The 23,159-nt window shown below is 45.0% G+C and carries 21 protein-coding genes and 1 tRNA gene; 13 read left to right on the top strand and 9 right to left on the bottom strand.

The features are described from left to right. The first annotated feature begins 124 nt into the window (after window positions 1–124). The 8 genes from DWZ03_RS12550 to rplT all read left to right on the top strand — a co-directional run bounded on the left by DWZ03_RS12550 (window position 125) and on the right by rplT (window position 7,657). Window positions 125–877 carry a YjbH domain-containing protein gene (locus tag DWZ03_RS12550; protein WP_120130216.1) on the top strand — a complete coding sequence of 251 codons (753 nt, stop codon included), beginning with the start codon at window positions 125–127 and terminating at the stop codon, window positions 875–877. A gap of 116 nt (window positions 878–993) precedes the next feature. Beyond that, on the top strand, window positions 994–1,419 hold the full coding sequence (gene ruvX, locus DWZ03_RS12555; protein ID WP_005836066.1) for a Holliday junction resolvase RuvX: 426 nt from the start codon (window positions 994–996) through the stop codon (window positions 1,417–1,419). Window positions 1,420–1,462: 43 nt separating this feature from the next. Then, window positions 1,463–2,020 (top strand): peptide deformylase, encoded by a 558-nt coding sequence (def, locus tag DWZ03_RS12560; RefSeq protein ID WP_005827872.1) that lies wholly within the window; start codon window positions 1,463–1,465, stop codon window positions 2,018–2,020. A 117-nt stretch (window positions 2,021–2,137) separates the two neighbouring features. Further along, window positions 2,138–4,198 (top strand): tetratricopeptide repeat protein, encoded by a 2,061-nt coding sequence (locus DWZ03_RS12565; protein WP_120130217.1) that lies wholly within the window; start codon window positions 2,138–2,140, stop codon window positions 4,196–4,198. Window positions 4,199–4,277: 79 nt separating this feature from the next. Continuing rightward, entirely contained in the window at window positions 4,278–6,218 is a 1,941-nt protein-coding gene (gene thrS, locus DWZ03_RS12570; RefSeq protein WP_120130218.1) for a threonine--tRNA ligase, read from the top strand. 120 nt (window positions 6,219–6,338) lie between these two features. Further along, window positions 6,339–6,941: a translation initiation factor IF-3 gene (infC, locus tag DWZ03_RS12575; RefSeq protein WP_005827878.1), complete on the top strand. Its 603-nt coding sequence runs from the start codon at window positions 6,339–6,341 to the stop codon at window positions 6,939–6,941. A gap of 67 nt (window positions 6,942–7,008) precedes the next feature. Continuing rightward, window positions 7,009–7,206 carry a 50S ribosomal protein L35 gene (gene rpmI, locus DWZ03_RS12580; protein WP_005827880.1) on the top strand — a complete coding sequence of 66 codons (198 nt, stop codon included), beginning with the start codon at window positions 7,009–7,011 and terminating at the stop codon, window positions 7,204–7,206. Window positions 7,207–7,306: 100 nt separating this feature from the next. Further along, window positions 7,307–7,657, top strand: coding sequence for a 50S ribosomal protein L20 (gene rplT, locus DWZ03_RS12585; RefSeq protein ID WP_004289896.1), 351 nt, complete (start codon window positions 7,307–7,309; stop codon window positions 7,655–7,657). A 540-nt stretch (window positions 7,658–8,197) separates the two neighbouring features. Here the strand turns inward: rplT and DWZ03_RS12590 are convergent. From DWZ03_RS12590 to DWZ03_RS12620, 7 genes are all read right to left on the bottom strand, one after another. Then, a complete protein-coding gene (locus DWZ03_RS12590; RefSeq protein WP_005827882.1) occupies window positions 8,198–9,505 on the bottom strand; it encodes a phenylacetate--CoA ligase in 1,308 nt (435 codons plus the stop codon). Window positions 9,506–9,535: 30 nt separating this feature from the next. Then, complete coding sequence (locus tag DWZ03_RS12595; RefSeq protein ID WP_009036846.1) at window positions 9,536–10,117, bottom strand: indolepyruvate oxidoreductase subunit beta; 582 nt, start codon at window positions 10,115–10,117, stop codon at window positions 9,536–9,538. 4 nt (window positions 10,118–10,121) lie between these two features. Next, the gene (locus tag DWZ03_RS12600; RefSeq protein ID WP_005827886.1) at window positions 10,122–11,714 is read right to left on the bottom strand and encodes a thiamine pyrophosphate-dependent enzyme; all 1,593 of its coding nucleotides are present in this window, start codon (window positions 11,712–11,714) and stop codon (window positions 10,122–10,124) included. Between the two features lie 76 nt (window positions 11,715–11,790). Beyond that, window positions 11,791–12,822, bottom strand: a complete 1,032-nt coding sequence (gene mltG / locus DWZ03_RS12605; RefSeq protein WP_098032839.1) for an endolytic transglycosylase MltG — start codon at window positions 12,820–12,822, stop codon at window positions 11,791–11,793. A 66-nt stretch (window positions 12,823–12,888) separates the two neighbouring features. Next, complete coding sequence (locus DWZ03_RS12610) at window positions 12,889–13,800, bottom strand: TolB family protein (protein ID WP_120130287.1); 912 nt, start codon at window positions 13,798–13,800, stop codon at window positions 12,889–12,891. 414 nt (window positions 13,801–14,214) lie between these two features. Continuing rightward, window positions 14,215–14,412, bottom strand: a complete 198-nt coding sequence (locus tag DWZ03_RS12615) for a hypothetical protein (protein WP_081106209.1) — start codon at window positions 14,410–14,412, stop codon at window positions 14,215–14,217. A gap of 379 nt (window positions 14,413–14,791) precedes the next feature. Beyond that, window positions 14,792–14,864: transfer RNA gene (locus DWZ03_RS12620), tRNA-Thr, on the bottom strand. Window positions 14,865–15,063: 199 nt separating this feature from the next. Here DWZ03_RS12620 and DWZ03_RS12625 point away from each other — a divergent pair. The 5 genes from DWZ03_RS12625 (at window position 15,064) to DWZ03_RS12645 (ending at window position 21,245) form a co-directional block, all read left to right on the top strand. Then, entirely contained in the window at window positions 15,064–16,737 is a 1,674-nt protein-coding gene (locus tag DWZ03_RS12625) for an SDR family NAD(P)-dependent oxidoreductase (protein WP_117703614.1), read from the top strand. A 140-nt stretch (window positions 16,738–16,877) separates the two neighbouring features. After that, window positions 16,878–19,346 (top strand): SLBB domain-containing protein, encoded by a 2,469-nt coding sequence (locus tag DWZ03_RS12630; RefSeq protein ID WP_117962626.1) that lies wholly within the window; start codon window positions 16,878–16,880, stop codon window positions 19,344–19,346. An 8-nt stretch (window positions 19,347–19,354) separates the two neighbouring features. Then, on the top strand, window positions 19,355–20,461 hold the full coding sequence (locus tag DWZ03_RS12635) for a Wzz/FepE/Etk N-terminal domain-containing protein (protein WP_016273442.1): 1,107 nt from the start codon (window positions 19,355–19,357) through the stop codon (window positions 20,459–20,461). Continuing rightward, entirely contained in the window at window positions 20,440–20,787 is a 348-nt protein-coding gene (locus DWZ03_RS12640) for a UpxY family transcription antiterminator (protein ID WP_120130219.1), read from the top strand. Before DWZ03_RS12635 ends, DWZ03_RS12640 begins: the two co-directional genes overlap by 22 nt. Continuing rightward, the gene (locus DWZ03_RS12645) at window positions 20,787–21,245 is read left to right on the top strand and encodes a WbuC family cupin fold metalloprotein (protein WP_044468723.1); all 459 of its coding nucleotides are present in this window, start codon (window positions 20,787–20,789) and stop codon (window positions 21,243–21,245) included. Before DWZ03_RS12640 ends, DWZ03_RS12645 begins: the two co-directional genes overlap by 1 nt. A gap of 80 nt (window positions 21,246–21,325) precedes the next feature. Here DWZ03_RS12645 and dnaJ read toward each other — a convergent pair whose 3' ends face one another. Continuing rightward, window positions 21,326–22,498, bottom strand: coding sequence for a molecular chaperone DnaJ (gene dnaJ / locus DWZ03_RS12650; RefSeq protein ID WP_057088198.1), 1,173 nt, complete (start codon window positions 22,496–22,498; stop codon window positions 21,326–21,328). Between the two features lie 11 nt (window positions 22,499–22,509). Next, window positions 22,510–23,142 (bottom strand): nucleotide exchange factor GrpE, encoded by a 633-nt coding sequence (locus tag DWZ03_RS12655; RefSeq protein ID WP_005827933.1) that lies wholly within the window; start codon window positions 23,140–23,142, stop codon window positions 22,510–22,512. Window positions 23,143–23,159 lie beyond the last annotated feature (17 nt).

The raw sequence follows: 23,159 nt of genomic DNA on the forward strand, positions 1-23,159 counted from the left end.
ACTCCAAGTGACAAATAGACTCTAAAAATGAAGGCGTCTGGGACTCAGACGCCTTTTTTTGGTACTATGTCCGATGCATGTCATAAAGCAATCCATTTTTTATCAGCGACTGAATTTATATGTGATGATGAAGTTTAAGCTATTCTTTATCGTTCTGTTTTGCAGCCTTTCCCTTTCGGCCTTTTCCCAGTTGACGTATGGTACGACCGGGCTGTTGCATGCACCCTCTGCGGAGATGCAGCGTGACAAGACCTTCATGGTTGGCGGTAACTTCCTGAACAAGGAGCTCACACCACCCACCTGGTACTATCATACCTACAACTACTTCCTGAATGTCACAGTCTTTCCCTTTCTGGAAGTGGCCTACACGTGTACGCTCTTCAAGGCGGAGGCGTTGGGATTGAAGCCATACGGATACAGCGGATTCACGAACCAGGACCGCTACTTTTCCGCCCGTCTGCGTGTGTTGAAGGAGGGGCAGTTCTGGAAATACATGCCGGCTGTCGTGCTGGGGACGTCCGACCCGTTCACTTCCTCCGGCGGCGGCCAGGTCGGCACCACGGAAGGTAACGGCTATTACAGTCGTTTCTATATTGCCGCCTCCAAGCATATACCCGTTGTGGGTAAGGAGGAGATCGGTGTCCATCTTTCCTACCTTTACAACAACCGCAAGGAGTACAAACTGAATGGCTTTGCATTGGGTGTCACCTACAATCCGTCCTTTCATCCGCAGTTAAGGATGATAGCGGAATATGACTCCAAGGACTTTGCCTTGGGAGCCACTTATCTGTTGTTCAAGCATCTGCATGTGCAGGTGGAAATGCAGAGGATGAAATATTTCAGTGGAGGGTTGACATACAAAATTCATTTGAAATAATTAGTGAAAAAATCAGAGGAGGGGATGTTTGATACTATCAGACATCCCTTTTTCTGTATTATATATGTAAGATTAACGGCGGAATTCAAATTTTAATCGTAATTTTGTAGCCCATTATGAGTAGAATAATAGCCATAGACTACGGTCGGAAACGCACGGGAATAGCCGTGAGTGATACATTGCAGATGATTGCGAATGGACTGACAACTGTGCCTACACACCAATTGTTGCAGTTTCTTCTTGATTATGTGGCTAAGGAGCCGGTAGAGCGTATCTTGGTAGGCTTTCCTAAGCAGATGAACAATGAGGCTTCGGAAAATATGAAGAATATCGAACCTTTTGTCCGTTCGCTGAAGAAGAAACTGCCTGACATGCCGGTTGAATATGTAGACGAGCGTTTTACTTCTGTTCTGGCTCATCGGACGATGCTTGAGGCCGGATTGAAAAAGAAAGACCGCCAAAATAAAGCACTGGTGGATGAAATCAGTGCAACTATTATTCTGCAAACTTATTTAGAGAACAAACGTTTCTCTTTTTTATAATGTATAGAAAGTAATTTGTAATTAGTAATTTGTAGTAAAGGAAATGATTTTACCCATTTATGTGTACGGCCAGCCCGTATTGAGAAAGGTAGCAGAGGATATTGCCCCGGACTATCCGAATTTGAAAGAACTTATTGAGAATATGTTTGAAACGATGGACAATGCTGAAGGTGTGGGACTTGCTGCACCGCAAATAGGTTTGCCTATCCGCGTAGTAACCATTAATCTGGATGTCTTGTCTGATGATTTGCCAGAATATAAAGATTTCCGCAAGGCGTATATCAATGCCCATATTCTGGAAGTGTCCGGTGAGGAAGTTTCTATGGACGAGGGTTGCTTGAGCCTTCCAGGAATTCATGAATCAGTGAAGCGTGGCAACAAAATACGCGTGCAATACCTGGACGAGAACTTGGAACCGCACGATGAGATTATCGAAGGTTACCTGGCACGCGTGATGCAGCACGAGTTCGACCATCTGGAAGGAAAGATGTTCATCGACCATTTGTCTCCGTTACGCAAGCAGATGATTAAAGGAAAACTGAATGCCATGTTGAAAGGCAAGGCACACTGCACTTATAAGGTGAAAACCGTAAAGAAATAAGTTTAACCATATAATATGGTATAAAAGGCTCAAAAAATATAAAAAGTGTTCCGCTAATCCCGACAAGTAAACGAAAAACGTTACTTTTGTTTCGTTTACAAGCATTTATAAAACAAGATGATAAAAAAAATACTGACGGCTATTTTGCTGTTACCCACATTGTTGTATGCACAAATCAATACGGAACGGGTGATGACCATTGCTCGGAATGCATTGTATTTTGAGGATTACGTGCTTTCTATCCAATATTTTAATCAAGTAATCAACGCGAAACCTTATTTATATGAGCCTTATTTCTTCCGTGGACTGGCAAAAATCAATTTGGATGACTATCAGGGAGCGGAGAGTGATTGTGATGCTGCGATTCAGCGGAACCCTTTTGTGGTAGGTGCTTACCAAATCAGAGGATTGGCACGTATCCGTCAGAACAAGTTTGACGAGGCGATTGAAGATTATAAAACTGCCATCAAATACGACCCGGAGAATGTGGTGCTTTGGCATAATCTTTCCCTTTGCCATATTCAGAAAGAAGATTATAAGGCGGCTAAGGAAGATTTGGGTACGCTTCTGACAATTGCCCCCAGATATACACGTGCTTATCTGATGCGCGGGGAAGTCTCCCTGAAACAGAACGATACGATACAAGCTTTGCGTGATTTTGACAAAGCCATCGATATGGACCGTTATGACCCGGATGGATGGGGGGCAAGAGCCATTGTACGCCTCCAGCAGGGGAAGTATAAAGAGGCTGAAGCTGATTTGGACCAGTCTATCCATCTGAGTGCAAAGAATGCCGGTAACTATATCAACCGTGCCTTGGCGCGTTTCCATCAGAATAATTTGAGAGGCGCCATGAGTGACTATGATTTGGCTTTGGATATTGATCCGAATAATTTTCTCGGGCACTACAACCGCGGTTTGCTGCGTGCCCAGGTGGGCGATGACAACCGGGCAATAGAGGATTTTGATTTTGTGTTGAAGATGGAACCGGATAACATGATGGCCACCTTCAATCGTGGTTTGTTACGTGCGCAGACGGGGGATTACCGGGGAGCTATCAGTGACTATTCCAAAGTGATTGCAGAATATCCTAACTTTATGGCCGGCTATTATCAGCGTGCCGAAGCCCGTAAAAAGATTGGCGACCATAAGGGAGCCGAGCAGGATGAGTTCAAAATCATGAAGATGCAGATAGACAAGCGTAACGGTGTTTCTTCCGGTGACAAAAAGGAAGGTGACGACAGTAAGGATGTTGCGGATAATTCCTCGGAAAACTCCAATGGAGATGGTGGGAAGACCCGTAAGAAATCCGACAAGAACATGGAAAATTATCGGAAAATTGTAATAGCGGACGATTCGGAAGCTGACCAGCGTTATAAGAGCGATTATCGCGGACGTGTACAAGACCGAAATGTGACCATCAAGCTTGAGCCGATGTATGCTTTGACTTATTATGAGAAACTGAGCGATGTGAAGCGTATCGTACATTATCATAAGTATATTGAGGAACTGAACCATTCGAAACTGTTCCCGAAGCCACTGCGCATCACCAATATGGAAGCTCCGCTGACGGAGGAACAAGTACGCTTCCACTTTGCTTTGATAGACGCTCATACGTCTGATGTGGTGGCTGACGAGAAGAACGCCAAGAAACGTTTCATGAGAGGTCTGGATTTCTATCTGGTTCAGGATTTTGCCAGTTCCATAGATGACTTTACAAAGAGTATCTTGTTGGACGACACTTTCTTCCCGGCATACTTTATGCGTGCTTTGGTGCGTTATAAGCAACTGGAATATAAAAAGGCCGAAGCCACAATGAGTGAAGGTGCCACTTCGGGTACAACGGAAATGAAGAAGCCTGAAGTGACAGCCATCGATTATGAAGTTGTGAAGAATGACCTGGATCACGTTATTCTATTGGCTCCTGATTTTGTCTATGGCTATTATAACCGTGGCAATGTGTCTTCGTTACTGAAGGATTACCGTGCCGCCTTGGCGGATTATGACAAGGCGATTGAGCTGAGTCCCGATTTTGCTGAAGCATACTTTAACCGTGGGTTGACGCACATCTTCCTGGGGAATAACAAACAAGGTATTGCCGATTTGAGTAAAGCCGGAGAGTTGGGCATTGTCTCGGCCTATAATATCATAAAGAGGTTTACAGATACACGGGAATAACATTTTTTTGCTAAAAAATAGAATATCAAAAAGAATTAGCTATTTTTGCGTTCTGAAAAATGAAATATACATATAAACTATGATAAAGATAACATTTCCAGACGGCTCTGTTCGTGAATATAACGAAGGAGTAACGGGACTGCAGATTGCAGAAAGCATCAGTTCGCGATTGGCACAAGACGTGCTGGCTTGTGGCGTGAACGGAGAAATTTATGATTTGGGGCGTCCTATCATGCAAGACGCTGAAGTGGTTCTTTATAAATGGGAGGATGAGCAGGGTAAACATGCCTTTTGGCATACCAGTGCCCACTTGCTGGCCGAAGCTTTGCAGGAACTCTATCCGGGCATCCAGTTCGGTATAGGTCCTGCTATCGAAAACGGTTTCTACTATGATGTGGACCCGGGTGACACGACTATCAAGGAAGCTGACCTGCCAGCCATTGAGAAAAAGATGGCTGAACTGGTGGCTAAGAAAGAAGCGGTTGTCAGACAAGACATTGCCAAGGCGGATGCTTTGAAGATGTTCGGTGACCGTGGAGAAACTTATAAATGCGAGCTGATTTCCGAATTGGAAGACGGCCACATCACAACTTATACGCAGGGTGCATTTACCGACTTGTGCCGTGGCCCTCACTTGATGACCACAGCTCCTATCAAGGCTATCAAGCTGACTTCCGTTGCCGGTGCTTATTGGCGTGGACAGGAGGACCGTAAGATGATGACCCGTATCTATGGTATCACCTTTCCGAAGAAGAAGATGCTGGATGAGCATCTTGTTCTGCTGGAAGAAGCCAAGAAGCGCGATCACCGTAAAATCGGTAAGGAGATGGACTTGTTCATGTTCTCTGACACCGTAGGTAAGGGATTGCCGATGTGGCTTCCCAAAGGTACTGCACTGCGTATCCGCTTGCAGGATTTCTTGCGCCGCATCCAGGCCCGTTACGATTATCAGGAAGTAATGTGTCCACCCATCGGCAACAAATTGCTTTACATCACTTCCGGCCATTATGCAAAATATGGTAAGGACTCCTTCCAGCCCATACATACGCCGGAAGAAGGGGAAGAGTACTTCTTGAAACCGATGAACTGCCCTCACCACTGTATGATTTACAAGAACTCACCCCGTTCTTACAAAGACCTGCCTTTGCGTTTGGCAGAGTTCGGTACGGTTTGCCGTTACGAGCAGAGTGGCGAGTTGCACGGTTTGACACGTGTACGTAGCTTTACGCAGGATGATGCGCATATCTTCTGCCGTCCGGACCAGGTGAAGGATGAGTTCCTCCGTGTTATGGACATTATCTCCATCGTGTTCGAATCTATGGACTTCGAGAACTTTGAGGCACAGATTTCCTTGCGCGACAAAGTGAACCGCGAAAAATACATCGGTAGCGACGAGAACTGGGAAAAAGCAGAACGCGCCATCATCGAAGCTTGTGAAGAAAAGGGGTTGAAGGCAAAAATAGAATATGGAGAAGCCGCTTTCTATGGGCCTAAACTGGACTTCATGGTGAAGGATGCCATCGGTCGCCGTTGGCAGCTGGGTACCATCCAGGTGGACTACAACCTGCCGGAACGTTTCCAGCTGGAATATACCGGTGCTGACAATCAGAAGCACCGTCCCGTAATGGTTCACCGTGCTCCGTTCGGCTCCATGGAACGCTTCGTGGCTGTGCTTATTGAGCATACGGCCGGTAAGTTCCCGTTGTGGCTGACTCCTGACCAGGTTGCCATCCTGCCTATCAGCGAGAAGTTCAACGACTATGCGCATGAAGTGAAACAATATTTGAAGCGATATGACATCCGTGCCATTGTGGATGAACGCAATGAAAAGATTGGTCGTAAGATTCGTGACAATGAGATGAAGCGTATTCCGTACATGCTGGTTGTAGGTGAAAAGGAGGCTGAAAACAAGGAAGTTGCTGTCCGCAAGCAGGGAGAAGGTGATAAAGGAACCATGAAATTTGAAGAATTTGCCAAAAAAATGAACGAAGAAGTTCAGAATATGATAAATAAATGGTAACTTTGCGCCCAATTGTAGAAGCATAGCATATATTAGATGTTCTAAAGTTCGCTTTTACTTAACAAAAACATTAATTTGGGAATAGTAAATAAGAAACAAACTGGAAGTAAACGTTATTTAATGAAGAATGACAGCTTAAAAGGGCAACATCGGATTAACGAACAAATCCGGGCCAAAGAAGTCCGCATAGTGGGCGATGAAGTAGAACCAAAAGTGTATCCGATAGCGCAGGCTTTAAGACTTGCTGAAGAACATGAAGCGGATCTCGTGGAGATTTCTCCAAATGCACAACCCCCTGTTTGTCGTATTATTGATTATTCTAAATTTCTTTATCAGTTAAAGAAGCGTCAGAAAGAGCAAAAGGCAAAGCAGGTAAAAGTGAACGTGAAGGAAATACGTTTTGGACCTCAGACAGATGACCATGACTATAACTTCAAGTTGAAGCATGCTAAAGGCTTTTTGGAAGATGGTGACAAGGTGAAGGCCTACGTATTCTTTAAAGGACGTTCCATCTTGTTCAAAGAGCAAGGTGAAGTGTTGCTGCTCCGTTTTGCCAATGATTTGGAAGACTATGCGAAGGTAGACCAAATGCCGGTTTTGGAAGGAAAGAGAATGACAATCCAGCTCTCTCCGAAGAAAGTGGCGGCACCTAAGAAGAGCGCGGCTCCCAAGCCTGCAGAAGATGCGCCAAAGGCTGCGTCGGCTGAAACCGAAGAAGAATAAAGAAGTGAGTAACGCCATAGGTATAGTGCGTTGCCATATAATTTAATAATTAAAAAGTTTAAAAAAGATGCCAAAGATGAAGACTAACTCCGGTTCTAAAAAGAGATTTACTCTTACCGGAACAGGTAAAATCAAAAGAAAGCACGCTTTTCATAGTCACATCCTGACTAAGAAAACTAAGAAGCAGAAAAGAAACTTGTGCTACTCTACACTTGTTAGTACAACAGATGTAAGCCAGGTGAAAGAGCTCTTAGCAATGAAGTAATTGAAAAGCGTACAAAAGTATTAAAGTTATTAACCGAATGCATTAGCTTTAAGTCCGCTGCGTGAAGTAACGGCGCTAACATTCAAAAACAAGTAAAACTATGCCAAGATCAGTAAATCATGTTGCTTCTAAAGCAAGAAGAAAGAAAATTTTGAAATTGACCAGAGGTTACTTTGGTGCAAGAAAGAACGTTTGGACCGTTGCCAAGAATACTTGGGAAAAAGGTTTGACCTATGCGTTCCGTGACCGTAAGAACAAGAAAAGAAACTTCCGTGCTTTGTGGATTCAGCGTATCAACGCTGCTGCTCGTCTGGAAGGTATGTCTTACTCTAAGCTGATGGGCGCTTTGCATAAAGCTGGTATCGAAATCAACCGCAAAGTGTTGGCTGATTTAGCGATGAACCATCCGGAAGCTTTCAAGGCTATCGTTGCTAAAGCAAAGGCTGCATAAAAACAGTTAGCAGATAAATTACGAGGTGCTGATTACTCTTTTGGTAGTCAGCACTTTTTGTTTTCTGATACTCCGGGGAGGGGTTAAAACTTGAAAAGGACTTGAAACAATTTACTGCTTTTACTTGTTTCTTTCATAGAAACTCATTACCTTTGTTATAGAAAAAATAGCCGCATTGATTGGATCGGGAAACTCATCAATTTTTATGAAATACCGAGACAAGCTTCGCTTCTCAATGGCGGGCCACGCCCTTCGGGGTAACTCTTGAGTCGGTGGATTACAAAGAGGAGGAGCACTCAAATCATGTCATACGGAGTTTCATCACATCATCGGTGCGGCTTTCTATAAAAGAGGAACGGTAATCTGTTTGGATAACCGTTCCTCTTTCGTTTTATGCGGATGTGGGTGATTGTGAAACGATGATACGTGATGCTGAAACAGATGATGTGTCAAGGGAAGATAGATGATGTGTTTATACAAGACAGACCATCTGTATCGGGTGAACAGATGGTCTGTTTTGAAAAGAGTTTTTTTTACAGTTTATTTGTTGTCCCGTAAGTCTTTTACCCTGACGGCTTTTCCTTCGCTCTGCGGCAAGGAACCTTTCTTTACCAACCGTAACTTCGGAGTTACCAGAATCTCGTCTTTCAGCTGGCGGGTAATGGCTTTGCTAATCTTTTGTAGCTCGATGTAATTGTCAGTAGAGAGGTCGCTAAGTTCAACTTCCACAATCATCTCATCCTGGTTATTGACCGTTTCGAGCGTGATGAGGTAATTGCTGCCCAATTCGGGGAATTGTACCAGCACCTTTTCCACCTGCATGGGGAAGATATTGACTCCCTTGATGATGAACATATCGTCGCTACGGCCTTTGATGCGGTCTATACGGATGTGGGTACGTCCGCAAGGGCACTTGCCGGGCAGGATGCGGGTAAGGTCGCGTGTACGGTAGCGGATGAGGGGCATCATCTCTCTGTCCAGCGTTGTCAGTACCAGTTCGCCGATTTCACCTTCCGGTACGGGTTCGCCGGTTTCCGGGTTAATGATTTCGACCAGGTAGCAATCTTCCCAGAAGTGCATGCCGTCTTGTTCGGTGCACTCGAAGGCTACGCCGGGACCGTTCATTTCAGTCATACCAAAGCTGTTATAGGCTTTGACGCCAAGCATGCGTTCAATCTTTCTGCGTTGCTCGTCTGTGTGGGGTTCGGCACCGATAACAAGCGTTTTCAGACTTGTGCCGGCGGGGTCCATCCCTTCTTCCTGGAATACCTCTGCCAAGCGGATGGCATAGCTGGGAATGGCATGCAGGGCAGTGGTCTTGAAGTCGGTGATGAACTTTATCTGACGCTTGCTGTTTCCGGCAGCGGCAGGAACAGTCAGCGCACCCAGGCGTTCGGCTCCATACTGAAAGCCCAGTCCTCCGGTGAACATGCCGTAACCGGAGCTGTTTTGGAAAACATCCGTCTTACGGATACCTACCATATAGAGGCAGCGTGCCACTAAGTTAGCCCAAGAGTCCAAATCGTGTTGGGAGTGTACGATGACCGTCGGCGTGCCCGTAGTGCCACTGGAAGAATGGATACGTACTCCGTCCTCACGCATATCGCCTGCTACTAATCCAAAAGGATAATTGGCGCGCATATCGGCCTTGGTAGTAAACGGTATCTTACGTATGTCTTCTATAGACCGGATGCTGTCGGCAGTGATGCCATGCTCTTGGAATACCTTTTTATAATAAGGAGAGTTGGCGGCAATGCTGACAGTCTTTTTTAACCGTTGCAGTTGCAGTTCGCGCAACTGCTCACGGGGCATCGTTTCAATCTCTTCTTCCCAGTATTTGTTATTCATGGTATGTTGAAATTTAGAGTCAATTATAGTTTACATCAGTTTTTCAGCAATCTCTTTGCCGGCAGCCAATGCTTTGAGGTTCAGCTCTACAATGGCGTCGCCCTTGCGTTGGAAGATTTCGCGGATGCTGTCTTGCACCTTTGCGTAGTCGATGCCGAGGAAGGGGATGGTGGCGCCCAGCAGTACGATGTTCGCTACGCGGGGAGAGCCGACTTCTTTTGCCACTTCGTTTACGTTCAGCATGATTTTATGCGGCAGCTTGTTGATTTCGGCCTTGATGTCTTCTTCTGCCGGATAGTTGGGAATGTTGATGAAGGGGGCTTCATTGGTCACCAGCCAACCTTCGGGGCTGAGGTAGGGGAGGTAGCGCAGTGCTTCCATCGGTTCCAGGGAGATGATGAGGTCGCATTTTCCTGTGGGAATGAGGTCCGAAGCGATGGGTTGGTCGCTGATGCGCAGGTTGGACTGCACGTCGCCGCCTCGCTGGCTCATGCCGTGTACTTCTGCCTGCTTCATGTAGAGTCCGTCCTTGAGGGCTGCTTTGCCGATTACGGTGGCGATGGAGAGGATACCTTGTCCTCCTACGCCGGAAAGTATGATGTCTTTTTTCATGGCTTTACTTGTTTCTTTTTTTGCGTGCTAATGTTTGGATACATTCTCTGCGGGGGATGATGACGGATACGCCGTGGTGCTCGATTTCTTCCCGGATGATTTGCTTCATCTCTTCGTAGTTTTTCTTCAAGGGCACTACGACGCGGATGTGTTCGGGAGCTACACCGATGCCGGCGCAGATGGCTTCCAGACGTCCGGTGCCGGCAGAATCTTGTCCTCCGGTCATGGCGGTGGTTTCGTTGTCGGAGATGACGATGGTGACGTCGGCGTTTTCGTTGACGCAATCCAGCAGTCCCGTCATGCCCGAGTGGGTGAAGGTGGAGTCGCCGATGACGGCTACGGCAGGATGCAGGCCGGCATCTGAAGCACCCTTCGCCATGGTGATGGAGGCGCCCATATCCACACAAGAGTTAATGGCGTTGAATGGGGCATTGGCTCCCAGCGTGTAGCAACCAATGTCGCTGAACACCTTATAAGTGGGATATTCTTCTTTCAATACTTGGGTCAGCACCGTGTACATGTCGCGATGGCCGCAACCCTCGCACAAAGCGGGCGGGCGCATCTCTACCAGAGAAGGAACGCTGAATTCAGCCTTGTTCTCCTTGCCTACGGCACGTGCCACGCTGTCCGGGTTCAGCTCTCCGTCTTGTGAAAGAGTGCCGTCCAAACGGCCTTTTACTTTGATGCCGATGCCCAGATAGCCTTTCAGTTGTTTTTCTACGAACGGTTGTCCGTCTTCCAGTACCAGAATCTCGTCACATGCTTCTACCAGCTGCATCAGCTGTTTCTTGGGCAACGGGTATTGTCCGATTTTCAGTACCGGATATTCGCAACCTTCGGGATAGTTTTCCATTAGGTAGTTGTAGCCGATGCCGCATGCCACGATACCCAGCTTTTTGTTGGGGCCGTCGGTATATTTGTTGTAAGCGGAGTTTTCAGAAGCTTTGATAAATTCGTCCTGGCGTTGCAGCAATGCTTTGTAGCGTTTGCGTGCATTACCCGGCAGGAGGATGAACTGACGCGGGTCTTCGCTGAAGGAAATCTCATTCTGCGGTTGTTGCTCCTTGCGCTCTACGCCGGAACGGGAGTGTGCCAGGCGCGTAACCATGCGCATCAGGATGGGTTCGCCGGTCTGTTCGGAGAAGTTGAATCCGTTGTACACCATGTCGTATGCTTCCTGCTGGTTGCTTGGTTCGTACATCGGGATGAGGGAGAAGTCGCCATAGAAACGGCTGTCCTGCTCGTTCTGAGAGGAATGCATGCTGGGGTCGTCGGCAGCAATGACTATCAGACCACCTTTTATGCCGGTAATGGCAGAGTTGATGAAACAGTCGGCAGCTACGTTCATACCCACGTGCTTCATGCACACCAATGAACGCTTGCCTGCAAAGGACATGCCCAGGGCAGCTTCCATTGCAGTTTTCTCGTTGGAGCACCAGCGGTTATGGATGTTCTTTTCGGCAGTAATCGGTGCCATCTGAATATATTCGGTGATTTCCGTAGAAGGAGTGCCGGGATAGGCATATACACCCGAAAGTCCGGCGTCTAATGCAGCTTGTGCAATGGCTTCATCGCCAAGTAAGAGTTGCTTGCTCATATCTGAATATTTAAGTGTTAGTCATGGATTAATATTTGACGCAAATATAGGATTTTGCTTTTATTTTATCAGCAGATTACTTGAAAATCTTTCTTTCGTTTAATGCATTCCAATATTTTCTTGCATTTTTCATGTGCTCGGCATAATTGGATGCAAAGTTATGGGTGCCCGAGAAGTCCTCTTTGGCACACATATAGAGGTAGTTGTGTTTCGTATAATTCAGCACAGCATCCAGCCCGATGGGTGAGGGGATGCGTATGGGACCGGGAGGTAGTCCGGCATTGATGTAGGTGTTGTAGGGTGACTTTACTGCCAGATGGGCATTCGTAATTCTCCGCAAGCCGAAGTCCTGCAAGGCAAATTTGATGGTAGGGTCGGCTTGCAGGGGCATGCCGGTGTGCAGGCGGTTGATGTAGAGCCCTGCCACCATTGGTTTTTCGGGATTGTTGTTTGTCTCTTCCTCGACGATGGAGGCGAGGGTGCAGACTTCCGTCGGGGTCATTCCGATGGCGGTGGCTTTGTCTAAGCGTTCCTGGTTCCAGAACTTCTGGTGCTCTTTTTGCATTCTTTCGAAGAACTCTTCTGCACTCATGTCCCAATAGACTTGGTAGGTTTCGGGGATGAAGAGGCAGGGCAGGGTCTCTTTGTTGTATCCCAGTTTTTGTTGGAATGCGGAGTCGTTCATCAATCCGGCTATTTCGGTGGAGTCTATCATGAGCTGTTTGCCTACGCTGCGTGCCAGCCGGTCCAGTGTGCGTACGCTGCCGACGGTGAGGTTCGTAGGTTCTTGATATCCGCGGTACAGACGGCTGAATACGTGATATACGTTTTCCCCCGGCCGGATGGCGTAGCGTCCGGTGTGTATATTTTCGGAATATTTCTTGTATTGGGCCATCCAGCGGAAGCCGGTGAAGCTTCGAGGATGGCCTTGTTGTTCCACCTTATTATATATAGAGTCGGCGGTGTCGTCGCGGTCTATATAGATATAGACTGTCTTTTTCGGATGGAATTGCGGGGCAAACAGATAGTAGTATACTGTTCCTGCACAAGCTGCTCCAATAAGAATCAGTGCGACGAATGTTCCGATAATGATTTTCTTCTTTTCCATTTTGTTTTACTGCATCTTTAGTCGGGCAAAGTTAGTAAAAAATGGAGTGAAAACCATCAAGTCATATCAGTTAATTCGATAGCTGACAAAGGCTATGCGTTTGCTGTCCGGTGCCCATGAGTTGACATTGATGGTGCCTTGTCCACCGAAAAGCTTTAACAATGTCTTGGGTTCTCCACCGTTTGCGGGCATTAGGCGCAGCTCTACGTTCTTGTTTGCCAGGTGCTCTCCCGGTTCCAGGTCACCTTTGTAGTAGGTGATGAATACAACGGATTTTCCGTCAGGGGAGATGTGGGGGAACCAGGAGTTACGGGTTTCGTCAAAGGTCATCTGGGTCTGTTCGGAGCCGTCTGCCTTCATGCGCCAGACTTGCATGAGTCCGGTGCGTACGGAATTGAACCAGATGTATTGTCCGCAGGGGGAATATTCCGGTCCGTCATCCAGACCTTCGGCAGTGGTCAGGCGGGTTTCTTCACCTCCTTCCGCCGGGATGGTATAGACGTCATAGTTGCCGTTTCGTTCGGCGCAATAGGCAAGCTCTTTGCCGTCGGGGCTCCAACCGTGGAGGTAGCTGGGAGCCATAGGTGTTATTAAACGGGGAGTGCCGCCCGTGATGGGAAGTGTATAAATGCGCGATTTATAGTCTTCTTTCGTCCCGTGGCTGATGGCTATCTGCTGTCCGTCGGTCGAGAGGACGTGGTCGTTGTTGCAGTTTTGGGCAAATCCGGCGTTTATCAGTTCCGGTTCGGCAGGCGAGGTGGGGGAAAGGCGGTAAAGCTTTCCTTCGCTGTTGTATAGCAGCCATTGCCCGTCGGGCGTCCAATTGGGAGCTTCAATCCGGTAGGGAAATTCTTTTACGACGGTCCGGTTACCGTTGGTTACATCCAGTATTTCGAGGACGCTGGTAATCTCGTTTTTTTGTTGAGCGGTTGCGGTCAGTGCAACAGTTGCAAAGAAGGGGATTAGATAGGGTTTCATGTTCATATCGTATTTAATAAATCTCCGCAAGATACATTTTTTATTGGAAACTACATAGTCGGAGCATGCTTTTTTCAGAGAGAATCTGTAGTGATGGTCGAATGCGTAGTGCTTATCATATGAATAGTTTCCGGTATTGCGCTGAATACCTTTGAGGACTACGATAGATTATGTTTTTCCTTGCAGAGAATTATTCGTCCGACGGTTGTTGCTTATTCGTCCGACATCTGTTGCATTATCGTCCGACAGCTGTCGGACGATAATGCAACAGATGTCGGACGAATAATTCTTAGTAAATGTGGAAATAAAGCACAGTAAGGCTAACTCAAAATCTCTCAAACATCCATTCATCTACCTTCAGCTCCTTGCCTTTAAACACGAAATAAAGGTCGTGAATGCCGTCTTTGTCTGTGTCTATCTTTGTAGAGACAGTCTGCAAAGAGTCTGAATTGAAGGAGGTGGAAGCAGCGGGTGGGCGTTTCCACTGAAGAATTTGGGTGATTCTATCGGACGCGTGTCTTTCTTTCCTGAATCGGAAAGCGCCCACACATCGTTTCCTGCGGATATAGCCGCCAGCAGCAAAGCCGCTGTAAATAATTTGATTCTTTTCATTTGTTTATAGTATGTTATAGAAACCTATGGTAGCCTTTTGATTTTGGCTTGTGTTCTTCAATCACCTCAATCCTTTATTTAAGATTGAAAAATTGGGTTATTGAAAAGTTGCCGCAAATATTGGGGATTACTATGTATAATATAAGGTGTATTATGCTTTTAATAATGTACCTATATGTTTCAAGTTATCATTGTAATCAGATGGTGCTGTTTTAAACTAGCTTTACTTGCTTTGGGATAATTATGCGGCTATGGATTAAACTGTTTGGAAGGGCATTGTGTTTTATGCAAATATATTCGTAGAAGAGCGTTTTTTATTCTAACGATTCTTGAAAAGAAAAAGCACTGATTATTCCAGATAATCAGTGCTTGAATATCGAGCCGCTAGCCAGACTTGAACTGGCGACCTACGCGTTACGAATGCGTTGCTCTACCAACTGAGCTATAGCGGCAATAAGCTTTTGTTTACGGGGTGCAAAGGTACATCTTTATTTGAAAAGGCAAAAAGAATCTCTGTTTTTTTTAGAAATATTTTAGTGGGATAATTTTCTATTTGAATGTCCTGAACTTTATTGCCATAAAAATTGGATAATAAAACGAAAAGAAGCATCTTTGTCGTAGGTCCTATAGCAAATAAGTCTGATACTGATTATGAATTTAAGAATCTATTATAAATATCTTTCTTCACGCATAGCGTCCAAATGGACGGTGCTGTTGGTAGATGTAATTATCGTTGTGATTTCCATGCTTTCTGCATGTTTTTTGCAATATAGGCTTTCGTCCGTATCTTATGAAATTTCTTTGTATGTATGGCTGACCATTTGGGCTGTCTTGTGTAATATCTGTTTCTTTCATATTCTCCGTACTTATGTGGGTGTTATCCGTTTTTCCTCTTTTGTAGATATTTATCGTGTGTTTTGGAGTCTTACGATAAGCTATGTTGTACTGTTTTTAGGGAATTGCTGTTGGTCTGTTTCGGGGCTTGGAGAAACTTTGCCGAACAGCATTCTGTTTATGGCATATATGTTCACCTTCTCTCTGATGGCTTGTATGCGCATTGCTGTGAAGATGCTTTATGAAGCTATTGCTTTTGATGCACGTCATTGCGTGAATGTTTTTATTTATGGATTCCATGGGACTGGAGTCAATGTTGCAAAATCCTTGAGAGTTAGTCGTAATAATCATTATCGCCTGCGTGGCTTTATTTCGGACGAACCTGATATGATAGGTAAACATACGATGGGATGCAGGGTATATCCCAATGATGAGCAGCTGTTTGACCGTCTAAAGAAAAAGAAAGTGGATACAATCATTATCTCTCCAAGCAAGGTGTCGGATTTGGAAAATTCCGGAATGCTGGATAAACTGTTCTCTCATGATATTCATGTAATGACCGTTCCTCCCTTAAGCGATTGTATGGACGATGGACTGATAAAGGACATTCAAATAGAAGATTGGCTCCGTAGAGAACCGGTACAAGTTGACGTGCGTAAAATTACGGCCCATATCGAGGGGCGTAGAGTAATGGTTACGGGAGCGGCGGGAGCTGTAGGAAGGGAAATCGTCCGCCAGTTGGCTACACTGAATCCTTATCAGTTGATTCTGGTAGATCAGGCAGAATCCCCATTGTATGATGTACAGTTGGAATTGTCTGATCATTGGAAGAATCTGGAGGTCCGTGTATTGGTTGCAGATGTTGCTAACCGTACGCGTATGGAGGCTATATTTGAAGAAACACGTCCTCAACTTGTTTTTCATTCTGCTGCTTATAAGCATGTACAACTGATGGATGATTTTGTGTCGGAGGCAATTCAAACGAATATATCGGGGACAGTGAATATTGCAGACCTGGCGGTAAAGTATAGAGTGTCCCGTATGGTTATGATATCTGCTGCTAATGCACGTCATCCGGAAAATGCTATGGAATATAGTAAGCGTGTGGCGGAAATATATGTGCAGTCATCTGATTGCAGGTTGAAACGCGACAAAGGGGAAACTGATATGTTCATAGTACGTTTGGGTGAGGTGTATCCGACGAATACTCATTGTTTGATTACCTTGTCTGAAGCTTGTATGCTCACCCTGGAAGTGGGAGTCATGGGGGATGGGGGAGAAGTGTACATTGTGGGAGGGCCTGGGGATGGACTTTTGGATTCTGTAATCAGTGAAAAGATAAAGCGTGAAAAGGCATCTGTTGATGATTATGAACATGTGCGGGAAGAAGTGCTGGCCTTGGTGCAACATAGTTATACTGAAAAAAAGGCTATTTTGATTGGACTAATGAAAAAAATAGTGCCAATTTTCCCGCTTTCTTCTACCCAATGAAAAGACGTGAAAGTGACAGCTTTTTAATGCTTTTTCTGAAACTTAGAGGTGGAATAAATGTATATTATAAAAATAATATATTACCTTTGTGCCCGATTTATATTTATTACAAGAACTCAAAAGATTAATCAGAATATCTTATGCGTAGATTAATAACACTATTCTTTTTGGTATTTACTTTGTCAGGGGTAGCTTTTGCTCAGCAGATGTCAGATGATCAGGTTGTTCAGTATGTAAAAAGCGCTCAGCAGATGGGCAAAAATCAAAAGCAGATTACTACTGAATTAATGCGGCGGGGAGTGACAAAGGAACAAGTTGAAAGAATTCAGAAAAAGTATGAAAACTCTAAATCTGGAAGTCCGCAGAGCAATACCCAAGATGAGAAGCGTTCTCGTCAACGTGGTGAAATGAGTGGCGTAGTCAAAGGGCTGCGTACAACCTCGGAAACTTATTCTGCCAGACAAACGGATGTTGCAGGAGATTCTTTACAAATGATGGATAATCGTTCCTTGTCTCAAGAGAAGGAAACAGAGGATCCGACTTCGCAAATTTATGGTCATAATATTTTTACTAACGATAATTTGACTTTCGAACCCAATGTGAATGTTGCTACTCCCGAGAATTATCGTCTGGGACCTGGTGACGAGGTGATTATTGATGTGTGGGGAGCTTCTGAAACAACGATTCGACAAACAATCTCTCCGGAAGGAAGTATTCTTGTGAATAATTTAGGACCGGTTTATCTGAGTGGCAAAACAGTAAAGGAAGCCAATAATTATTTGAAACAAGAATTTGCCAGAATATATTCTGGAGTAACCGGAAATGTTCCGTCTACCCAAGTTAAACTGACATTAGGAGAAATACGTTCTATTCAAGTAAACGTTATGGGTGAAGTTGTGGTGCCCGGAACTTATACCCTCTCATCATTTGCTTCCGTATTTCATGCTTTATATCGTGCAGGTGGTGTGAATCCGATTGGTAGTTTGCGCAGTATTAAAGTGATTCGCAATGGAAATACAATAGCGGATTTGGATGTTTACGATTTACTTATGAAAGGAAAAATGAAGGATGACATCCGTCTGCAGGATGGTGATGTAATTCTTGTGGATCCTTACCAGTCACTGGTACAGATATTAGGTAAGGTAAAACGTCCGATGTTTTATGAAATGAAACCCACTGAAACCGTAGGTACATTATTGAAGTATTCAGGTGGTTTTACGGGTGATGCTTATAAGAAAGCATTACGTATAATCCGTAAAAGTGGACGTGAGCATCAAATTTATAATGTGGATGAGATGGATTATTCCGTATTCCGCGTAGATGACGGTGATAAGATAACGGTTGATTCCGTTTTACAGCGTTTTGAGAATCGTGTGGAAATCCGCGGTGCTGTATATCGTGAAGGTTTGTATCAGTTGGACGGTACGATGAATACAGTGAAGCAGCTGATTAAGAAAGCGGAAGGACTTCGCGGAGATGCATTCTTAAACCGTGCTATAATCGATCGTGAACTTGAAGACTTGTCGCATGAGGTTATACAAGTAGATGTGAAAGGTTTGCTGAACGGGACGGCTGCAGATATTCCTTTGCAGAAGAATGACATTTTATATATTCCAAGTATTCATGACTTGAAGGAAGAAGCTACACTTACCATTCATGGTGAAGTTGCCAATCCGGGTACATATCTTTATTCTGATAAAATGACAGTAGAGGATTTGGTGTTGCAGGCTGGTGGCTTGTTGGAGGCGGCGGCTACAACAAAGGTTGAAGTTGCACGGCGCATGAAAGATCCGAAGAGTACATCTTTCAGTACTACAGTAGGCCAGAATTTCTCTTTTGATTTGAAAGATGGCTTATTGGTGGGAGAAGGAAGCCAGGATTTCCATCTTGAGCCTTTTGATGAAATTTATGTTCGTAAGAGTCCGTCCTATTTTAAACAACAGAATGTTATGGTGGGCGGAGAAGTCCTTTTTAGCGGTAATTATGCACTATCGAAAAAGAATGAACGTTTGAGTGACTTGATAGCTAAGGCTGGTGGAGTAACTCCCGATGCTTATATAAAAGGAGCGCGTCTTATACGTAGGATGACCGAAGAAGAATTCCGCCGTAAGGAAGATGCTCTGCGTATGGCGCAAGCGGGAGGCGGAGATTCCATATCTGTAAAAAGATTGGATTTGTCCGATACCTATTCTGTAGGTATAAATCTGGGAGAGGCCTTGAAAAATCCTGGTTCAGATGCTGATATGGTGCTTCGCGAGGGAGATGTATTATTTGTTCCGGAGTACGTAAGTACAGTGAAAATCAACGGTGCTGTAATGTATCCGAATACAGTTTTATATAAAAAGGGTGAAAGCTTGAAATATTACATCAACCAGGCTGGTGGCTTTGGTAATGACGCCAAGAAACGCAAGGTCTATGTAATATACATGAATGGTACAGTTTCTCGTTTAAGAGCAGGAAACAAGAAAGCCATTGAACCAGGTTGTGAAATAATTGTTCCAAGTAAAGAACAGAAAAGGAAGATGACTACTACTGAAATTCTGGGAATGGGAAGTACGACAGCTTCTATTGCAGCGATGATTGCGACTATGGTTAATCTCTTTAAGTAATTTGAATTATGAGCGAAGAAAGAATACAAAACATAACTTCTCCACAACCAGAGGAACAAGAAATAGATTTGATAGAACTGGCCCAGAAAGTATGGGCTAGTCGCAAATTGGTTTTTAAGGCGTGTGGTATCGCTGCCCTTGTTGGACTGGTTGTTGCATTTAGTATTCCTAAGGAGTATTCTACAAGTGTGACGTTGGCTCCGGAGAGTGGTGGTAAATCTGGTGGCGGAAGTATGGGAGCCCTTGCAGCCATGGCGGGTATCAATTTGGGTACTTCTTCTGGTGAAGATGCTTTGTCACCCGAACTTTATCCTGATATTGTAAGTTCTACTCCTTTTCTGATTGAACTGTTCGATGTTAAAGTCAAGGATCAGAAAGCAAAAGTAGACACGACTTTATATGCTTATTTGAAAGAAGAACAGCGTTCTCCTTGGTGGAGTGCAATTTTCTCCGCTCCTTTTAAGGTGTTAGGATGGACATTGTCTTTGTTTAAGGATGAACCGGAAGAGGGGGATGCAAAGCTGGATCCTTTTCGTCTTACTAGAGATGAGTCTGCCATTGCAGATGCTTTAAGTAAACGTATCTCTGTTTCCGTAGACAAAAAGACAGGTGTGACAACCTTGTCTGTTACTATGCAGGATCCTTTGATATCTGCTTCGCTGACGGATACCGTGATGCATTGCCTGCAGAACTACATCACAGATTATCGAACTAATAAAGCTCGTCATGATTTGGCATTTACCGAAAAACTTTATGGAGAAGCAAAGGCCAGTTATGAGTCTGCCCAGAAGAAATACGCAAATTTTGTAGATGCAAACCAGAATATAATATTGCTGAGTTATCGCGCAGAGCAAGAGCGTTTACAGAATGAAATGAATTTAGCCTATCAAGTATATACACAAGTGTCTCAACAATTGCAGATGGCAAGAGCTAAGGTGCAGGAGATTACACCGGTATATACGGTTGTCCAGCCGGCTACGGTACCTTTGAAGCCTGCAAAGCCCAATAAATTGATGATTTTGATCGGCTTCATGTTCTTGGCAGGTGTCGGCAGTGTGGGATGGATATTATTTGTAAAAGATTTATTAAAGGGATGGAAAAAGCAAACAATATGATGACGGATAATGATATGATGTGCTGGCATGCATTGTACACAGCACCCAAGTCTGAACATAAGTTGATGCAGCGTTTGAATGCTGCGGGATATACTACATATTGCCCGATGCAGGCTGTGTTTGTAAAATGGAAAGGGCATACCCGGAAGGTGATTACTCCTCTTTTTTCCGGATGTTTGTTTGTTGCCGGTAATGTGTCGGAAGTTACCTTATTGGCTTCCTTGCAGAAGGCTGCTATATTAGTAAATAATGAAGGAAAAAGTTTGTCTATTGAGGCGTGCAAAGCAGAACTTCCTGCCAAGTTTGCCCAATTGCTGAAGTTATGATGAAGCTGATAACAGAAGAGCTGCTGGATACCGTTACTTCACGAGCTAAGGAGAACTCCCGTTTACGTATGAATTATAATTTTCATGCGTCTATGGATGCTCCTATTCATCGGTTGCTGAATGCTTTGGAACCGGGAACTTATCTTCCTCCTCACCGTCATACAGATAAGGAAGAAACTTATCTGGTTTTGCGTGGAAGTCTGCTGGCATTTTTTTATGATGATGCCGGTAATGTAACAGATAAGGTATGCCTCAATCCTTCGGAAGGTAAATATGGTCTGGAGATTCCTTCTAATACATGGCATAGTATTATTGCCTTGGAGTCAGGTACTGTTATTTTTGAAATTAAAAAAGGCCCATATCAGCCTCTACCCTCAGAGGATTTGGCTTCGTGGGCTCCTCAGGCTTCTGATGTGGAGGGAATAAAGGCTTTTATGAAGCGGATGTTGGAGCTTTAACATTTTCCCCGATAAACCCATAAGAAAGCCTCCCGATATATTTTATTGTATACCGGGAGGCTTCTTTATGTACCATGTTATTAGTCAAACAGGCTCTTGAACTTTTTGAATATTTTCTCTTTAATCGAAGTGTTCGGCTTGAAGTTATCCGATTCTTCCATCTCCTCCAATGCTCTCTTCTCATCCTTGCTCAGCGTTTCGGGTACATATACGCTGACATTTACCAGCAAATCTCCCGTGCCGTACCCGTTCACGTTGGGTAAACCTTTGCCGCGCAGGCGGAGTACTTTTCCCGGTTGCGTACCTGAGTCAATTTTTACTTTCACCTTTCCATCAATCGTGGGAATTTCTACCGCACCACCCAAGGCTGCTGTCGGGAAGCTGAGGAGCAGGTTGTAAATCAAGTCATTTTCATCGCGTATCAGGTTCGGGTCTTGCTCTTCCTCTACAAGAATCAGCAGGTCACCCGGTACACCGTTGTGCTTGCCTGCATTTCCTTTTCCGCCCATAGAGAGTTGCATACCTTCTGCAACACCTTTCGGGATTTTTACGGTTACTACTTCTTCACCGTATACAATGCCTTCACCGGCACACTCCTTACACTTGTTCTTGATGATTTTGCCCTCACCGCCACATGTCGGGCAGGTGGTTCTTGTCTGCATGGTGCCGAGTATGGTTTGCTGGTTACGGATTACCGTGCCGCTGCCGTTACAAGTCGGGCAGGTCTCTGAACCACCGTCACCTTCGGCTCCCGTACCATGACAGTGGGTACAAGGCACGTATTTCTTCAGCTTGAATTTCTTTTCCACACCGGTAGAGATTTCCTTGAGGTTCAGTTTTACCTTGACGCGCAAGTCCGAACCACGGTAACGGCGTTGTTGTGTGCCGCCACCTCCGCCGAAACCTCCAAAACCTCCAAAACCTCCTCCACTGTGTCCGCCAAAGATGTCACCGAACATGGAGAAGATGTCGTCCATGGACATGCCTCCACTGAAGCCGCCGAACGGACCACCATTACCGGCGGCACCACCCAGTCCGGCATGACCAAACTGATCGTAGCGGGCACGCTTGTCCGGATTGCTTAGTACGTCGTATGCCTCTGCCGCTTCCTTGAATTTCTCTTCGGCTGTTTTGTCGCCCGGATTCTTGTCCGGATGATATTGGATGGCTTTCTTGCGATAGGCTTTCTTTATTTCTTCTACCGTTGCTGTCTTTTCGACTTCCAATACTTCGTAGTAATCTCTTTTTTCCATACAGTTTTATGTTATTCTCCGACTACCACTTTGGCATGACGGATCACTTTGTCGTTTAGGATGTAACCGGTTTGTACGCAGTCCAGAATTTTGCCTTTCAGTGCTTCATTGGGTGCCGGAATCACAGCGATGGCTTCGTGATAGTCTGTATCGAGAGGTTGTTCCTTTGTCTCTATCACCTTAACGCCGTTTTGTCCCAATACAGACATGAATTTGTTGTAGATCAGTTCAACGCCTTCTTTTACGGCGGCTACGTCGGTGGCTGTCTCCATGTTTTTGAGGGCGCGTTCAAAGTCATCCACGATGGGGAGAATACTGCTGATACTCTTTTCACCACCGTTCAGGATAAGTTCTGCCTTCTCCTTCATGGTGCGTTTGCGGTAATTGTCAAACTCGGCAGACAAGCGCAGGTATTTGTCCTTCTGCTCTTCAATCTGTTCATTGGCCTTTTCCAGTTCCTGGGCGAGCTTTTCTTCTTCTGTCAGGGGAGCTTCGTTTTCTTGTGAAGTTTCTTGTCCGACAGTTTCTTCGTCACATTCGTTGGGAGTAGCTTGAGTTTTCAGCTCCTCTTCCTGGTTGTTTTCTTTTTCTTTCGGATTCATATTGTTATGCTTATTATTCTTGTAAAATGATTTTGCTTTCATTGCTGTTAAGGGTTTAA

Origin of the sequence: Bacteroides sp. AF29-11, from assembly GCF_003602895.1 — a bacterium.
In the GTDB taxonomy this organism is placed as follows: Bacteria; Bacteroidota; Bacteroidia; order Bacteroidales; family Bacteroidaceae; genus Bacteroides; species Bacteroides uniformis.

Excerpts from the sequence above, each read along its gene's own strand:
- DWZ03_RS12550 (WP_120130216.1), top strand. The coding sequence starts at position 125 with ATGATGAAGTTTAAGCTATTCTTTATCGTTCTGTTTTGCAGCCTTTCC.
- ruvX (WP_005836066.1), top strand. The coding sequence starts at position 994 with ATGAGTAGAATAATAGCCATAGACTACGGTCGGAAACGCACGGGAATA.
- def (WP_005827872.1), top strand. The coding sequence starts at position 1,463 with ATGATTTTACCCATTTATGTGTACGGCCAGCCCGTATTGAGAAAGGTA.
- DWZ03_RS12565 (WP_120130217.1), top strand. The coding sequence starts at position 2,138 with ATGATAAAAAAAATACTGACGGCTATTTTGCTGTTACCCACATTGTTG.
- thrS (WP_120130218.1), top strand. The coding sequence starts at position 4,278 with ATGATAAAGATAACATTTCCAGACGGCTCTGTTCGTGAATATAACGAA.
- infC (WP_005827878.1), top strand. The coding sequence starts at position 6,339 with ATGAAGAATGACAGCTTAAAAGGGCAACATCGGATTAACGAACAAATC.
- rpmI (WP_005827880.1), top strand. The coding sequence starts at position 7,009 with ATGCCAAAGATGAAGACTAACTCCGGTTCTAAAAAGAGATTTACTCTT.
- rplT (WP_004289896.1), top strand. The coding sequence starts at position 7,307 with ATGCCAAGATCAGTAAATCATGTTGCTTCTAAAGCAAGAAGAAAGAAA.
- DWZ03_RS12590 (WP_005827882.1), bottom strand. The coding sequence starts at position 9,505 with ATGAATAACAAATACTGGGAAGAAGAGATTGAAACGATGCCCCGTGAG.
- DWZ03_RS12595 (WP_009036846.1), bottom strand. The coding sequence starts at position 10,117 with ATGAAAAAAGACATCATACTTTCCGGCGTAGGAGGACAAGGTATCCTC.
- DWZ03_RS12600 (WP_005827886.1), bottom strand. The coding sequence starts at position 11,714 with ATGAGCAAGCAACTCTTACTTGGCGATGAAGCCATTGCACAAGCTGCA.
- mltG (WP_098032839.1), bottom strand. The coding sequence starts at position 12,822 with ATGGAAAAGAAGAAAATCATTATCGGAACATTCGTCGCACTGATTCTT.
- DWZ03_RS12610 (WP_120130287.1), bottom strand. The coding sequence starts at position 13,800 with ATGAAACCCTATCTAATCCCCTTCTTTGCAACTGTTGCACTGACCGCA.
- DWZ03_RS12615 (WP_081106209.1), bottom strand. The coding sequence starts at position 14,412 with ATGAAAAGAATCAAATTATTTACAGCGGCTTTGCTGCTGGCGGCTATA.
- DWZ03_RS12625 (WP_117703614.1), top strand. The coding sequence starts at position 15,064 with ATGAATTTAAGAATCTATTATAAATATCTTTCTTCACGCATAGCGTCC.
- DWZ03_RS12630 (WP_117962626.1), top strand. The coding sequence starts at position 16,878 with ATGCGTAGATTAATAACACTATTCTTTTTGGTATTTACTTTGTCAGGG.
- DWZ03_RS12635 (WP_016273442.1), top strand. The coding sequence starts at position 19,355 with ATGAGCGAAGAAAGAATACAAAACATAACTTCTCCACAACCAGAGGAA.
- DWZ03_RS12640 (WP_120130219.1), top strand. The coding sequence starts at position 20,440 with ATGGAAAAAGCAAACAATATGATGACGGATAATGATATGATGTGCTGG.
- DWZ03_RS12645 (WP_044468723.1), top strand. The coding sequence starts at position 20,787 with ATGAAGCTGATAACAGAAGAGCTGCTGGATACCGTTACTTCACGAGCT.
- dnaJ (WP_057088198.1), bottom strand. The coding sequence starts at position 22,498 with ATGGAAAAAAGAGATTACTACGAAGTATTGGAAGTCGAAAAGACAGCA.
- DWZ03_RS12655 (WP_005827933.1), bottom strand. The coding sequence starts at position 23,142 with ATGAAAGCAAAATCATTTTACAAGAATAATAAGCATAACAATATGAAT.